Raw genomic sequence first — 14431 nt, 5'->3', positions numbered from 1 at the left:
GCTACGGCAGCCGGAGCGGTTTGGCCATGCAGATGCTGCTCTCGTACTCCCGGTAGTGGCCGAACTTCCGCTCGCAGACCGTGTAGCCGCACGAGGTGTACAGCGCGACCGCCTCCGGCTGCTGGTCACCGGTCTCCAGGACCATCCGGACGCGGCCGGCGGCCCGGGCGTCCTCCTCCAGCGCGGCGAGCATCCGGCGGGCCAGGCCCCGGCCACGGCCCTCGGGGATCACGAACATCCGCTTGATCTCGGCGTCGCCGTCCCCGTACCCCTCCTCGTTGCGGTCCTGCGTCCGCCATCCGCCGGTCGCCACCGGGCGCTCCAGCTCGTCGTAGGCGAGCAGATACAGACCGTGCGGCGGCACGAACATGGCCGGGTCGAGGTGGGTGACATCGCCCTCGTCGCCGTAGCGCTCGGCGTATTCGAGCTGCACCTGGTCGTTGAGTTTGACGGCGTCGGGGTGGTCGAAGCGGGACGGGCGGATGTTCATGCTGATTATCGTATATCTATGAGGGGGCTGAGGTAGGTACTGTTTTCCGATGCTGACTATTACAAGCGTGAATGTTAATGGGCTTCGTGCCGCCGCGAAAAAGGGCTTCGTGGAATGGCTGGCGGGCGCCGACGCCGATGTGGTCTGCCTCCAGGAGGTCCGCGCCGAGCCCGGCCAGCTGGCCGCGGAGGTCCGTGACCCCGAGGGCTGGCACACCGTCCACGCGCCCGCCGCCGCCAAGGGGCGCGCCGGGGTCTCGCTCTACTCCCGGCAGGCGCCGGAGCGGGTCCAGATCGGCTTCGGCGGGTTCGACGTGCCCGGGGCGGAGGAGTTCGACGCGAGCGGCCGGTACGTCGAGATCGACCTGCCCGGCGTGACCGTCGCGAGCCTGTACCTGCCCTCCGGCGAGGTCGGCACCGAGCGGCAGGACGAGAAGGAGCGCTTCATGGCGGCCTTCCTGCCCTACCTGCAGGGCCTGAAGGCGCGGGCGGCGGCGGACGGGCGCGAGGTCGTGGTCTGCGGTGACTGGAACATCGCGCACCAGGAGGCCGACCTGAAGAACTGGAAGGCCAACCAGAAGAACTCCGGCTTCCTCCCCGAGGAGCGCGCCTGGCTGACCCGGGTCCTGGAGGAGGCCGCGTACGTCGACGTCGTACGGCAGCTGCACCCGGAGGTGGCGGGGCCGTACAGCTGGTGGTCCTACCGAGGGCGCGCCTTCGACAACGACGCGGGCTGGCGCATCGACTACCAGATCGCCACGCCGGGACTGGCCGCGCTGGCGGTCAAGGCGTGGGTCGAGCGGGCCGCCACGCACGGCGAGCGGTGGAGCGACCACGCGCCGGTGACGGTCGTCTACGAGCGGTAGCGCGCAGGTCGTTCACGAGCGGTGGCGCACCGGTCGTCACGCCGTCGGGGGGCCGTGTGCCGCCCTTACGCCTTCGGAGGCTGTGTGCCGTCCTCGCGGCGCAGCCTCCGGTCCAGCGCCATCGACAGCTCCGCGTCCACCACCGCGCGCGCCAGTGGCCGCAGTTGGGCCGGTTCGGTCTCGGTGGCGTGGGCATGCAGTACGCGTACGAAGATTTCGGCGAGGGCGTCCGCGTGCTCGCGGACGCGGCGGCCCGAGGAGAGCACCGTGGCGAGCGGCACCCCTTCCCGTACGAGCTCGGCGGACACCTCAAGGAGACGGCGGCTGATGTGGACGATCTCGTCGCCGTCGGTGGCGAGATAGCCCAGGTCCAGGGCGGTGGCCAGGTTCTCCGGCGTGACCTCGCCCTCGAAGTAGTCGGCGAGCTGTTCCGGCGTGAGGCGGACCGGGGTCTCCTCGGTCGGTTCGCCGAGTCCGAGCACCTCGGCGACATCGCGCCCGCTCTCGAAGGTGGCGGCCAGGTCCGCGATGCCGTTGAGGGTGTGGCCGCGCTCCAGCAGGCCCGCGATCGTCCGCAGCCGGGCCAGGTGGTGGTCGTCGTACCAGGCGATCCGGCCCTCGCGGCGCGGTGGCGGGATCAGGCCGCGCTCCCGGTAGAAGCGCAGGGTCCGCACGGTGATGCCGGCCTCCTTGGCCAGCTCCTCCATGCGGTATTCGCGGTGCTCGCGTCCTTCAGCCACAGGGGCACCCTATGTTGTACCGCCAGTAACTTTCCTCGGTCCGACCCCTACCCATCAGTACGACCCTGCTCTACTCTCCGAACCATGCCAGTGATTGCTGGCGTAATCGCGTGACGTACCGCGGGAGGCGGCAGCATGGCCCAGCAGGAGCACGTACGTGTGGCGGTGATCGGTACCGGATTCGGGGGCCTGGGGGCCGCCGTCCGGCTGCGCCGCGAAGGCATCACCGATTTCGTCGTCCTGGAGCGCGCCGACTCGGTGGGCGGCACCTGGCGCGACAACAGCTATCCCGGCTGCGCCTGCGACGTACCGTCCCACCTCTACTCCTTCTCCTTCGCGCCCAACCCCGACTGGCCGCGCACCTTCTCCGGCCAGAAGCACATCCGGGCCTACCTGGAGCGGGTGGCCGACACCTTCGGACTCCGCCCGCACATCAGGCTGAACCACGAGGTGAAGCTGATGAGCTGGGACAAGGAGAACCTGTACTGGGTGATCGAGTCCGCCAACGGTACGACCCTCCGCGCGGATGTCGTCATCTCCGCCACCGGGCCGCTCTCCGACCCCAAGATGCCCGACATACCCGGGCTCGACTCCTTCCCCGGCAAGGTCTTCCACTCCGCGCGCTGGGACCACGACTACGACCTGGCCGGCAAGCGGGTCGCGATGGTCGGAACCGGCGCCTCCGCCATCCAGATCGTCCCGGCGATCCAGCCGAAGACCGCCAAGCTCACCCTCTTCCAGCGCACGCCTCCGTGGGTCATGCCGCGCGTGGACCGCACCATCAGCAAAGCCGAGCAGGCACTCCACCGCGCGATACCCGCCACCTGCACCGCGCGCCGCGGACTGCTGTGGGGCATAAGGGAGTTGCAGGTCAGCGCCTTCACCAAGCACCCTGACCAGCTGGGCCTGGTGGAGAAGATAGCCAAGTCCAACATGGCGCGGGCCATCAAGGACCCGGCGCTCCGGGCCAAACTGACGCCCGACTACCGCATCGGCTGCAAGCGGATCCTGCTCTCCAGCACCTACTACCCGGCCCTCGCCCAGTCCAACGTGGACGTCGTCGCCTCCGGGCTCAGCGAGATACGCGGCTCCACCGTCGTCGCCGCCGACGGCAGCGAGGCCGAGGTCGACACGATCATCTTCGGCACCGGCTTCCATGTGACGGACATGCCGATCGCGGAACGGGTAGTCGGCGAGGAGGGCATCACGCTCGCCGAGTCCTGGAAGGACGGGATGAACTCGCTGCGCGGCGCGACCGCCGCCGGGTTCCCGAACTGGATGACGATCATCGGCCCCAACACGGGCCTCGGGAACTCCTCGATGATCCTGATGATCGAGTCCCAGCTGAACTACATGGCCGACTATCTGCGCCAGTTGAACGTGCTCGGCGGCCGCGCGGCGCTCGGCGCCCGCTCCACCGCCGTCACCGCGTGGAACCACAAGGTCCAGGAGCGGATGAAGCGCACGGTGTGGAACACCGGCGGCTGCACCAGCTGGTACTTGGACGAGGCCGGCCGCAACACCACCGTCTGGCCGGGCACGACGGGTGAGTTCCGGCGGCAGACGCGGTCGGTGGACCTCGCGGAGTACGACGTCATCCGGGCGGCGGCGAAGCCGGGCGGCGTCCATGTGCCCGTACAGCCGGGGCGCGACGAGCGCGAGACGGTGGCCGCCGGGGACGCGATGACCGAGGAGGCCGCGCGATGAGCGCCCTCGCGTACCGCACGCCCGAGGAGGCCGCGCGATGAGCCGTCTCCTGCACCGCGACGACCTCCCGCCCGTCCCCGCGAACGAACTCTTCGTCACGTCGGCCGACGGCTCCCGCATCCACGTCGAGCTGCACGGCCCCGAGGACGCGCCGGCCGTCGTCCTCGCCCACGGCTGGACCTGCAACACCCACTTCTGGGCCGCGCAGATCCGGGACCTCGCCGCCGACCACCGCGTCATCGCCTACGACCAGCGCGGCCACGGCCTCACCCCCGAACCCGGCCCCGGCGGCTACAGCGTCGACGCGCTCGCCGACGACCTGGAGGCCGTGCTCGCCGCCACCCTCGCGCCCGGTCGGAAAGCGGTGCTGGCCGGGCACTCCATGGGCGGGATGACGCTGATGGCCGCCGCTCGCCGCCCCGGCCTGCGCGAGCACGCGGCGGCGGTCCTGCTCTGCTCGACCGGCAGCGGCCGGCTCACCGCGGAGGCCACCGTGCTGCCGCTGCGGGCGAGCGCGTTCCGGACCCGGCTGACGGCCGCGGTCCTGGGCGCCAAGGCGCCGCTCGGGCCGGTCACTCCGGTGTCGAAACGTATCCTCAGGTACGTGACCATGGGGGTCGGTTCCGCTCCCGACCGGGTCGACGTCTGCGCGCGCATCGTGCACGCCTGTCCGCGCCGCGGGAGGGTGGGATGGGGCGAGGTGCTCGCCGGGCTGGATGTGACGGCGGACGTCCGCGAGCTGCGGGTGCCGACGGCGGTCATCGCCGGTACCGACGACCGGCTCACCCCGCCGGTCCACGCGCGGGCCATCGCGGCGGCGCTCCCGGTCGGCCTCGGGCTCACCGAGCTGGCCGGCATGGGGCACATGACGCCGGTGGAGGCCCCGGAGGCGGTCACGGCGAAGCTCAGGGAACTGACCACGCGGTACGTCGCGAACCGGACGGCCTCGTCGGCCGCCACGTCCGAGAAGGAGGATGTCGCATGAGCAGCAGGCGGAGTCTGGAGGGCCAGGTCGTCGTCGTGACCGGCGCGGCGCGGGGCGTGGGCGAGCTGCTGGCCCGCAAGCTGTCGGCGCGCGGGGCGACGCTGGCGCTGGTCGGGCTGGAGCCGGACGAGCTGAAGAAGGTCTCCGAGCGGCTGCACGGCGAGAGCGGCCACTGGTTCGCCGATGTCACCGACCACACGGCGATGGCCCAGGTGGCGCGGGAGGTCAAGGAGCGGTTCGGCAAGGTCGACGTGGTCGTCGCCAACGCTGGCGTCGCCTCCGGCGGTCCGTTCGCCGACTCGGACCCGGACGCCTGGCGGCGGGTCATCGAGGTGAACCTGATCGGCGGCGCGGTCACCGGGCGGGCGTTCCTGCCGGTGCTGATGGAGAGCCGCGGCTACTTCCTCCAGATAGCGTCGCTGGCCGCGATCACTCCGGCGCCGATGATGACGGCGTACTGCGCCTCCAAGTCGGGCGTCGAGGCGTTCGCGCACAGCCTGCGCTCGGAGGTCGGCTACAAGGGCGTGAAGGTCGGGGTCGGTTACCTCTCCTGGACCGACACGGACATGGTGCGCGGCGCCGATCAGGACACCGTGATGCGGGAGTTGCGGCAGCGGCTGCCGTGGCCGATGAACCGGACGTACCCGCTCGGTCCGGCCGTCGATCGCATCGTGGACGGGATCGCGCGGCGCTCCCCGCACGTGTACGCGCAGTGGTGGCTGCGCGGGATGCAGTCGGTCCGGGGCTATCTGCCCTCCGTCATCGCGATCGGCGGGCAGCGTGAGATGCGGCGCTTCGAACCGCGGCTCCACACGGTGTCGAAGGGGCTGGTGGGGGCCGGGGGAGCGGCGGACCAGGACGCGCGCGCGGAGCGTGCCGACCGTACGTGACGAGGGTCTGTCACCGTCGGTAGTGGTCCGAAATGCGCGGGATGTCGGTGCGTGTAACGCTGAGCACGGCCCCACCGGGGCCACCCCACACATACACCCCAGGCATCCCACAGGAGCGAACAGCATGGGTATCGCAGACCAGTTCAAGGACAAGGCGCAGGACCTCGCCGACCAGGCCAAGCAGAAGGCCGGCCAGGCCAAGGACCAGGCTCAGGACCGCGCGTCGCAGGGCCGCGACCAGGACCACGAGCACGGCTCCGACGCGTCGACCGGCCTGCGGGACCGGGCTCAGGACGCCAAGGACCAGGCGCGTGAGCGCTTCGACCGTTGACGGTCGCTGAGGTGTGACGCGTACGCGCTGCGCCGAGCGCGTGCGTGCGCGTCGCGTCAGGAGGCGCATCCGGGTGACCGGATGCGCCTCCTTCTCGCTGTCCGGAGCCAGGGTCTTATCGCTTGAGTGATCGATTGCGGAACTGTTGTGCGTACGATGCATGGTCGGTGCGGGGGCCTCGGAGTCTCTGTCGCCCTGCCCTGCACCACAGCCGTTCCGGAAAGCCTCCTCCTCCGTGCCCTCAGCTCGTACTGCCCGCCTCCTCGTCCCGTCCGTCCCGGCGCTCTGGACGCTCACCCTCGGCCTGTGGGGACTGTCGCGGCAGGACAGCGTGTGGCGGGACGAGGCCGCGACCTGGCAGGTGGCCCGCCGCTCCACCGCCGAGATAACGGACCTGCTCGGCAACGTCGATGTCGTGCACGGGCTCTACTACCTGTTGATGCACGGCCTGTTCGAGCTGTTCGGACCCGGCACCACCGTCCTGCGGCTGCCGTCGGTGGTGGCCATGGCGGTGGCCGCGTCCTGTGTGGCCGCCCTCGGCCACCGGCTGGCCGGCCCGTGGGCCGGGCTCGGGGGCGGGCTGGCGCTCGGGCTGCTTCCGGCGGTGCAGTTCTACCTCCAGGAGGGGCGGCCGTACGCCTTGGTGGCAGCGGCGGCCGGGATCTCCACGCTGCTCCTGGTCACCCTGGTGGAGGGGCGCGGCCGGGCGGTGCACTGGGTCGCGTACGGCGGTACGGTCGCGGTGTCCGGCCTGCTCAACTGGCTCTCGCTCCTGATCCTTCCGGCCCACCTCGCGATCCTGCTCCGGTGCCGGGCGGGCCGCGGGACCGGCGGGCGCTGGACCGCCGCCGCCGTGGCCGCCGTGGTGTGCGTGCTGCCGCTGATCCTGTTCAGCCGGAGCCAGTCCGCGCAGGTGTCCTGGATACCGCCGCTGACCTGGCACATGCTGATCGGCCCGGCGGTCCTGCTGGCCGTCGGCGGCGCGGGCGCGCTGCTGGAGCGGCCGCGTCCTCGTCCGGGCCGGCTCTCGGCGGCGGCCGTCGGGCTGCCGCTGCTGGCGGTGCCGCAGCTCGGCCTCGTCGGACTCTCCCTGGTCCAGCCGCTGTTCCTGGACCGGTACGTCCTCTTCAGCCTGTTGGGCCTGGCGTTGCTGATCGGCGTGGCGATCGGCGCCGCGGTCCGGGCCGTGGCCCGTCGCCGCCCGCGCGCCGCGCCGTGGGTCCTCCCCGTGGTGGTGGCCGTGGCGGCGGTGGCCCTCCTGCCGCAGTCGCTCGCCAAGCGTTCCCCGTCGAGCCGGGTGGACGACGTCCTCGCCGCCGCCGGGGACGTCCGGCGGATGAAGAGGCCCGGTGACGCGGTGCTGTTCATCCCGGCTGCACGGCGGGACACCTGGCTGGTCTCCCCGGACGCCTTCGCGGGCCTCCGGGACATAGCGCTGGCGCGGGGCCCGGAGGAGTCCGGCACCCTGAAGGGCACGGAGGCGCGGCCGGAGCGGATACGGGCGGCGATGCTGGCCCGGCGACGCATCCTGCTGGTGACGGACGCCCCCGGGGTGGCACGCCCGCCCGCCACCGAACGGGAGCGGGCGAAGGCCTCCGTCCTGCGCACCCACTTCAGGCCCGTCGCCGACGAACAGGCCCGGGGGCGCCGGGTCACGGTCTACGAGCGGCGTGTCAGAGCCCGCTGAGCCGCCATCCGGACTCCGGTCAAGCTGCGGAGGACTGTGCCCCCGTCCCCGCACCGTCCGGACGGCGGGGTTCGTGCGGAGTGATTCACGGGCTCTCCTCCTCTTTTTGGTCGTAGCCGTGCTCGGGCAGGGCCGGTGAGGGTGGCGTGGATTCCCGTCTCACCCGCTCCTTGGCGGCAGCGGCGGCCTCCGCAGATCCGGGGCCGTGTCGTACGACGGTGGCGTCGACGCCGGGTGCGCGGCCAGCAGCTCCAGCGCGACCCGGACCGCGTCGTCCAGGACCGCGTACCGGCCCTCCGCCCAGTCCAGCGGGGTGCGCAGCGCCTTCACGTCCGGTTCCACGCCGTGGTTCTCCACCGACCAGCCGTACGCGTCGAACCAGGCCGCGTTCATCGGCACCGTGATCGACGTGCCGTCGCCGAGCCGGTGGCGGCCGGTCATGCCGACCACCCCGCCCCAGGTCCGCTGGCCCACCACCGGGCCGAGCCTCAGCAGGCGGAACGCGGCGGTGATCATGTCGCCGTCGGAGGAGGTCGCCTCGTCGGCCAGGGCGACGACCGGGCCGCGCGGGGCGTTGGAGGCGTAGCTCACCGCCTGGGCGTTGCGGGTCAGGTCCCAGCCGAGGATCTTGCGGGTGAGCTTCTCCACCACCAGCTCGCTGATGTGGCCGCCCGCGTTGCCGCGTACGTCCACGATCAGCGCGGGGCGGGAGACCTCCAGGCGCAGGTCCCGGTTGAACTGGGCCCAGCCCGAGCCGCCGAGGTCCGGGATGTGCAGGTAGCCACACTTGCCGCCGCTCAACTCCCGTACGACGTCGCGCCGTTTGGCCACCCAGTCCTGGTAGCGCAGCGGGCGCTCGTCGACCAGCGGCAGGATCGCCACCCGGCGCGACGGGCCGCCGCCCGCCGGGGTGAACGTCAGCTCCACCGTCGTACCGCCCGCCGCCGAGAGCAGCGGGAACGGGCCCGTCACCGGGTCCACCGGGCGGCCGTCCACATGGGTGAGGACCGCGCCCTCGCGGATGCCCGTACCGGCCAGCGGCGAGCGGGCCTTGGAGTCGGAGGAGTCGCCGGGCAGGATGCGCTGGAGGGTCCACGCGCCGTCCCGGCAGACCAGGTTGGCGCCGAGCAGGCCGATCGCGCGCTGGTAGTGCGGCGGGCCCTCGTTGCGGCGGGCCGGCGACACGTACGCGTGCGAGGTGCCCAGCTCGCCCAGCACCTCGCGCAGCAGGTCCGCGAACTCGTCGGGGGACGCCACCCGTTGGACGAGCGGGCGGTACTGGTCCAGCACCCCGTCCCAGTCGATGCCGCACATGTCCGGCTCCCAGAAGTAGGAGCGGATGATCCGGCCCGCCTCCCCGTACGCCTGCCGCCACTCCGCCCCCGGGTCGACCTCGTGCAGGATGCGGCGCAGGTCCAGATAGACCGTGGAGTCGCCGTCCCCCGGTTCCGCGGCCGGTACGGCGCGGAGCTCACCGTCGTCCATCACCACCAGGCGCGAGCGGTCGCCGCTGACCGCGAACCAGTCCAGGTGGTCGACCAGTTCGGTCTTCCGGGCCTTCGCGATGTTGAAGTGCTCCAGCGTCGGCCGCCCCGACATGTCGGCCGGGTTGGCGAACGTCTCGCCCAGCGCGCCGGAGATCGGCCAGCGCAGCCAGACCAGCCCGCCGCCGCTCACCGGCGCCAGCGCCGAGTACTTGGAGGCGGAGACCGGGAACGGCGTCACCCGGCTCTCCAGCCCCTCGAACTCCACCATGACCGTCGAACCCTCCGACGTACCGACCCCGTCCGGCACGTCTATCGGGTCCAGACCGCCCGCCGCCGGGCGCCCGTCCGGCGAGAGCGCGAAGGGCGAGGGTGTGGCCGAGGAGAGCGGGACCAGGTACGGGCGGCAGCCGAGCGGGAAGGAGAGGTCGCCGGTGTGGACGTCGTACACCGGGTCGAAGCCCCGCCAGGACAGGAACGCCAGGTAGCGGCCGTCCTCCGTGAAGACCGGGTTCTCGTCCTCGAAGCGGCCGTTGGTGACGTCCACGATCACCGGCGCGCCGGGGCCGGAGATCCGGGCCAGCTTGATCTGCCGCAGCGAGCGGCCGATCCCCGGGTGCGACCAGGTCAGCCAGGAGCCGTCGGGCGAGAACGCCAGGTCGCGGACGGGGCCGTTGACCGAGCGGATCAGCTCGGTGAGGCCGGGGTGTTCGTCGACCGGCGCGGTGCTGTCCGGGGCCGCCGCGCCGGTCGCCGCGTACAGGTCGGCGCGGGTCGAGCCGCCGGGTGCCCGGTCCGGTACGCCGGCCGGCTCCGGCTCTCCCGTGTCCAGGAGCAGCAGCCGGCCGTCGTTCGACGCGATGGCGAGGCGCTCGCCGTCCGGGTCGGAGACCATCTCCTGTACGCGGCCCAGCTGTCCCGAGGCGAGCCGGCGCGGGGCCCGGTCGCCGCTGGCGCGCGGCAGGTAGGCGATCTCCACCGCGTCCTCGCCGTCCGCGTCGGTGACGTACGCGACCTGGCCTCCGCTGCCCAGCATCTCCGGCAGCCGCACCCGTACGCCCGGGGTGTCGCTGATGGTGCGGGCGGGGCCGTCGCGGTGGGTGAGCCAGTAGAGGCTGCCGCGTACGGTGACGGCGCTGGCCCGGCCCGTCTCGTCGACCGAGAGCGAGTCGACGTTGCTGGCGGCGGGCACCTGGTGGCGGCGTCGGCCGGTGCGCGGTCCGCCGAGCCGTACCTCCAGCTTGCGCGGGGTGGCGTCCGGCGACTCCAGGTCCTCGACCAGCCAGAGGTCGCCGGCGCACTGGTAGACGACGCGGTGGCCGTCGCTCGCGGCGTTGCGGGCGTAGAAGGCGTCGTGGTCGGTGTGGCGGCGCAGGTCCGTGCCGTCGGTCCGGCAGGAGTAGAGGTTGCCGACGCCTTCGTGGTCGGAGAGGAACGCGATGCGCCGGCCGACGAACATCGGGTTGGCGAGGTGCCCGTCGATGTCCGGCAGCAGCCGCTCGCCGTGCAGCCAGAGGCGGCCCATGGCCCCGCCCCGGTAGCGCTTCCAGGCGGCCGGTTCGTGCGGGGGCGTGCCGGTGAGGAGCAGCGTGCGGCGCTCGCCGTCCAGGTCGGCGACCGCGATGTCGGAGACCGGGCCCCAGGGGAGCCGGCCCCCGGGGCTGCCGTCGGTGGGGACGCTGTAGGCCCAGGAGAAGTACGAGAACGGCTGGTTGTGCGAGGAGACGGCGAGGATGTGGGTGGAGTCGGGCGGATCGGGCGTCCAGCCGCAGACCCGGGCGTCGGTCGAGCCCCAGTGGGTGAGCCGCCGGGCCGGGCCGCCGTCGACCGGGGCGAGGTGGATCTCGGGGTCGAGCGTGCGCCAGGTCGTGTAGGCGATGGAGGTGCCGTCGGGCGAGAAGCGGGGGTGGCTGACCCGGGTCCGGTCGACGGTCACCCGCCAGGCCCGTCCCGGCCGGTGCCCGGCATCGGCGAGGGGCGCGACCCAGAGGTCGTCCTCGGCCGCGAAGCAGAGCATGTCCTGGTGGAGATGGGGAAACCGGAGGTACGCCGCGTCATCACTCACCCCCCAATGCTTTCTGCGCGAAGGGCCCGGGGCAACTTGTGGTGCAGCCCACAAGCGAAACGATTTCGTTTCGCTGGACGGGGGAGGTACGGTTCAGGTGTACGAAACAGTTTCGTTCGATGGTGAGCGAAACACCGGAGCGACGGACTGACGTACGAAAGACGTACGAAGGGCATGCGGAGGAGGTCGGCACATGGCACGCACCAGGCTGACCCCCGAGCGTGAGGGTGAACTGTACGCAGCCGTGCTCGATCTCCTCCGCGAGGTCGGTTACGAGGCCCTGACGATGGACGCCATCGCGGCCCGCACCCGGTCCAGCAAGGCCACCCTCTACCGCCAGTGGGGCTCCAAGCCCGAGCTGGTCGCGAGGGCACTCCGGCACAACAAGCCGGGGGATCTCGCGGACATCGACACCGGCTCACTGCGCGGGGACTTCCACGCCGTGCTGAGCCGCACCGACGACTGCCAGATGGAGAAGGACGCCGCGCTGATGCGGGGTCTGAGCCATGCCGTCCACGAATACCCCGAGCTGCTCCAGGCCCTGCGCGAGCTGCTGATCGAACCGGAGATGACCGGCTTCGACCAGATGCTGCAACGGGCGGTGGACCGGGGCGAGCTGCGCCAGGACAACCCGGCGCTGAAGTACATCCCGCACATGCTGGTCGGTGCCCTGGCCGCCCGGCAGCTGATCGAGGACCGTCCGGTCGACCAGGCGTTCCTCACCGACTACGTGGACTCCGTGGTTCTCCCCGCCCTCGGAGTCTGACGTCCCCGCCGCACCACCCGCACGGCCCTCTCCCCGAGGCTTCACCTGACCCCTGACACGCCGCTCTCGTCGTCGGGCGGGTTCCTCACGCCCAAAATCCACTCATACGACCTGACCGGGAGTACGCCCCCGTGGCCACTTTCCTCTACAAGCTCGGACGGCTCACCTTCCGCCGCCGCCGCTTCGTCGCCCTGATCTGGGTGGCGTTGCTGGCGCTGGCCGGATTCGGCGCCGCCTCCGCGTCCACCGCCGCCTCCAGTTCCTTCTCCATCCCCGGTACGGAGGCGCAGCGCGCCTTCGACCTGCTGGAACAGCGCTTCCCCGGTTCCAACGCCGACGGGGCCACCGCCCGGGTCGTCTTCAAGGCGCCCGAGGGCGAGAAGGTGACCGACGCCGAGAACAAGGGCGAGATCACCGGCATCGTCAAGGAACTCCAGTCCGGCTCCGACCAGGTGGCCGGTGTCGCCGACCCGTTCGAGGCGCAGGCCGTGAGCGAGGACGGTTCGACGGCGTACATCTCGGTCTCCTACAAGGTCAACTCCATGGAGCTGACCGATGAGACCCGGGACGCGCTGGAAGGCGCGGGCAAGGACGCGCAGAGCAGCGGCATGAAGGTGGAGATCGGCGGTGACGCCCTCCAGGTCATGCCGCACACCGGGACCGCCGAGATCATCGGTGTGGCCATCGCCGCCGTCGTCCTGGTCATCACCTTCGGTTCGCTGATCGCCGCCGGTCTGCCGCTGGTGACCGCGCTGGTCGGGGTCGGTATCGGCGTATCCACGATCACCGCGCTGGCCAGTGTGATGGACCTGGGCTCCACCACCTCGATCCTCGCCATGATGATCGGCCTCGCGGTCGGCATCGACTACGCCCTCTTCATCGTCTCCCGCTACCGCGCGGAGCTGGCCGAGGGCCGGGAGCGCGAGGAGGCCGCCGGGCGGGCGGTCGGCACGGCCGGATCCGCCGTCGTCTTCGCGGGCCTGACCGTGGTCATCGCCCTGGCCGGCCTGGCCGTCGTCAACATCCCGATGCTGACCAAGATGGGTCTCGCCGCCGCCGGTACGGTCTCCATCGCCGTCCTCATCGCGCTCACCCTCGTCCCGGCGGCCCTCGGCTTCGCGGGCAAGCGGATCATGGGCCGCAAGGCGCGCAAGGCCGCCGAGGCGGAGAACCGCCCCGAGGCCAAGCCGAACATGGGCACCCGCTGGGCGCGGTTCGTGCTGCGCAAGCCGGTCTGGGTCATGCTCGTCGGCGTCCTCGGCCTCGGTATCGTCGCCATCCCGGCCACCTCGTTGGAGATGGGTCTGCCCGACGACGGCGCCCAGCCGAAGTCGACCACGCAGCGCCAGGCGTACGACACGCTCTCCGACGGCTTCGGCCCCGGGTTCAACGGCCCGCTGCTGGTCGTGGTGGACGCCAAGAACAGCTCCGACCCCAAGGCCGCGGCCGACCAGGTCGCCAAGAAGGTCGAGTCCCTCGGCGTCGCGGCCGTCGTCCCGCCCGCCTTCAACAAGGCCGGTGACGCCGCGACGATCACGGTCATCCCCAAGGACCGGCCGTCCTCGCACGCCACCGAGGAGGTCGTCCACGACATCCGGGACGCGGGCAAGGACATCAAGGCGGACACCGGGGCCGAGGTCCTGGTAACCGGCGCCACCGCGATGAACATCGACTTCTCGCAGAAGATGAACGACGCGCTGCTGCCCTACCTGGCGCTCGTCGTCGGCCTCGCGTTCCTGCTGCTGATGCTGGTCTTCCGCTCGGTTCTCGTCCCGCTCAAGGCGGCCCTCGGCTTCCTGCTCTCGGTGGTCGCGGCGCTCGGCGCGGTCGTCGCGGTCTTCCAGTGGGGCTGGCTCGGCTCGCTCTTCGGGGTGGAGCAGACCGGTCCGATCATGAGCATGATGCCGATCTTCATGGTCGGCGTGGTCTTCGGTCTCGCGATGGACTACGAGGTCTTCCTCGTCACCCGGATGCGTGAGGCGTACGTCCACGGCGAGAGCCCCGGCCAGGCCATCGTGACCGGCTTCAAGCACGGCGCACGGGTCGTCACGGCGGCGGCGGTGATCATGATCGCGGTCTTCTCGGGCTTCATCGGCTCCAGCGAGCAGATGATCAAGATGATCGGCTTCTCGCTCGCCATCGCGGTCCTCTTCGACGCCTTCGTGGTGCGTATGGCGATCGTCCCGGCCGTCCTCGCCCTGCTGGGCAAGCGGGCCTGGTGGCTGCCGCGCTGGCTGGACCGGGCGCTGCCCAACGTGGACGTGGAGGGCGAGAAGCTGCAGAAGCAGCTGACGGACGAGCCCGCCTCCTCCGAGGGCGGCGGTGACGGCGGCGAGCGCGAGCTCGCCCGCGTCTGAGCCCGCCGGCCGCACTACGGGGACTCCGTCGAGCCGTTCGGGTCCTCCATGAACCCCGGGGCCG

The 14431-nt window shown here is 71.7% G+C and carries 11 protein-coding genes; 8 read left to right on the top strand and 3 right to left on the bottom strand.

Annotated elements, in window-relative coordinates:
- Position 1: 1 nt before the first annotated feature.
- Positions 2-490 (bottom strand): GNAT family N-acetyltransferase, encoded by a 489-nt coding sequence (locus tag ACIRR8_RS25600; protein ID WP_404069066.1) that lies wholly within the window; start codon positions 488-490, stop codon positions 2-4.
- Positions 491-539: 49 nt separating this feature from the next.
- Here ACIRR8_RS25600 and ACIRR8_RS25595 point away from each other — a divergent pair, with 49 nt between their 5' ends.
- Positions 540-1355: an exodeoxyribonuclease III gene (locus ACIRR8_RS25595; RefSeq protein ID WP_404069063.1), complete on the top strand. Its 816-nt coding sequence runs from the start codon at positions 540-542 to the stop codon at positions 1353-1355.
- 65 nt (positions 1356-1420) lie between these two features.
- On the opposite strand, the gene ACIRR8_RS25590 is transcribed toward ACIRR8_RS25595, so the two are convergent.
- On the bottom strand, positions 1421-2062 hold the full coding sequence (locus ACIRR8_RS25590; protein WP_404069441.1) for a MerR family transcriptional regulator: 642 nt from the start codon (positions 2060-2062) through the stop codon (positions 1421-1423).
- Between the two features lie 168 nt (positions 2063-2230).
- Here ACIRR8_RS25590 and ACIRR8_RS25585 point away from each other — a divergent pair, with 168 nt between their 5' ends.
- The 5 genes from ACIRR8_RS25585 (at position 2231) to ACIRR8_RS25565 (ending at position 7695) form a co-directional block, all read left to right on the top strand.
- Complete coding sequence (locus ACIRR8_RS25585) at positions 2231-3802, top strand: flavin-containing monooxygenase (RefSeq protein WP_404069060.1); 1572 nt, start codon at positions 2231-2233, stop codon at positions 3800-3802.
- A 37-nt stretch (positions 3803-3839) separates the two neighbouring features.
- Positions 3840-4787: an alpha/beta fold hydrolase gene (locus ACIRR8_RS25580; RefSeq protein ID WP_404069057.1), complete on the top strand. Its 948-nt coding sequence runs from the start codon at positions 3840-3842 to the stop codon at positions 4785-4787.
- Complete coding sequence (locus ACIRR8_RS25575; RefSeq protein WP_404069055.1) at positions 4784-5677, top strand: SDR family oxidoreductase; 894 nt, start codon at positions 4784-4786, stop codon at positions 5675-5677. The genes ACIRR8_RS25580 and ACIRR8_RS25575 overlap by 4 nt, the downstream gene beginning before the upstream one ends.
- Positions 5678-5801: 124 nt before the next feature.
- Positions 5802-6008, top strand: a complete 207-nt coding sequence (locus ACIRR8_RS25570; RefSeq protein WP_404069053.1) for a hypothetical protein — start codon at positions 5802-5804, stop codon at positions 6006-6008.
- Between the two features lie 235 nt (positions 6009-6243).
- The gene (locus tag ACIRR8_RS25565; protein ID WP_404069050.1) at positions 6244-7695 is read left to right on the top strand and encodes a glycosyltransferase family 39 protein; all 1452 of its coding nucleotides are present in this window, start codon (positions 6244-6246) and stop codon (positions 7693-7695) included.
- A gap of 159 nt (positions 7696-7854) precedes the next feature.
- Here ACIRR8_RS25565 and ACIRR8_RS25560 read toward each other — a convergent pair whose 3' ends face one another.
- Positions 7855-11244, bottom strand: coding sequence for a S41 family peptidase (locus tag ACIRR8_RS25560; RefSeq protein WP_404069048.1), 3390 nt, complete (start codon positions 11242-11244; stop codon positions 7855-7857).
- A 193-nt stretch (positions 11245-11437) separates the two neighbouring features.
- Between ACIRR8_RS25560 and ACIRR8_RS25555 the strand changes: the two genes are divergently transcribed.
- Both ACIRR8_RS25555 and ACIRR8_RS25550 read left to right on the top strand, forming a co-directional pair.
- Positions 11438-12010 carry a TetR/AcrR family transcriptional regulator gene (locus tag ACIRR8_RS25555; protein WP_404069044.1) on the top strand — a complete coding sequence of 191 codons (573 nt, stop codon included), beginning with the start codon at positions 11438-11440 and terminating at the stop codon, positions 12008-12010.
- A 131-nt stretch (positions 12011-12141) separates the two neighbouring features.
- Positions 12142-14367 carry an MMPL family transporter gene (locus ACIRR8_RS25550; protein ID WP_404069040.1) on the top strand — a complete coding sequence of 742 codons (2226 nt, stop codon included), beginning with the start codon at positions 12142-12144 and terminating at the stop codon, positions 14365-14367.
- Positions 14368-14431: the final 64 nt, after the last annotated feature.

This window comes from Streptomyces sp. NPDC101178 (genome assembly GCF_044767965.1).
Lineage (GTDB): Bacteria > Actinomycetota > Actinomycetes > Streptomycetales > Streptomycetaceae > Streptomyces.
The sequence above is the reverse complement of the archived record's forward strand: the minus strand, read 5'-3'. Positions and strand labels throughout refer to the sequence as shown.

Bases quoted from the DNA above. Each gene is read 5' to 3' on its own strand.
- ACIRR8_RS25600 (WP_404069066.1), bottom strand. From the start codon at position 490: ATGAACATCCGCCCGTCCCGCTTCGACCACCCCGACGCCGTCAAACTC.
- ACIRR8_RS25595 (WP_404069063.1), top strand. From the start codon at position 540: ATGCTGACTATTACAAGCGTGAATGTTAATGGGCTTCGTGCCGCCGCG.
- ACIRR8_RS25590 (WP_404069441.1), bottom strand. From the start codon at position 2,062: ATGGAGGAGCTGGCCAAGGAGGCCGGCATCACCGTGCGGACCCTGCGC.
- ACIRR8_RS25585 (WP_404069060.1), top strand. From the start codon at position 2,231: ATGGCCCAGCAGGAGCACGTACGTGTGGCGGTGATCGGTACCGGATTC.
- ACIRR8_RS25580 (WP_404069057.1), top strand. From the start codon at position 3,840: ATGAGCCGTCTCCTGCACCGCGACGACCTCCCGCCCGTCCCCGCGAAC.
- ACIRR8_RS25575 (WP_404069055.1), top strand. From the start codon at position 4,784: ATGAGCAGCAGGCGGAGTCTGGAGGGCCAGGTCGTCGTCGTGACCGGC.
- ACIRR8_RS25570 (WP_404069053.1), top strand. From the start codon at position 5,802: ATGGGTATCGCAGACCAGTTCAAGGACAAGGCGCAGGACCTCGCCGAC.
- ACIRR8_RS25555 (WP_404069044.1), top strand. From the start codon at position 11,438: ATGGCACGCACCAGGCTGACCCCCGAGCGTGAGGGTGAACTGTACGCA.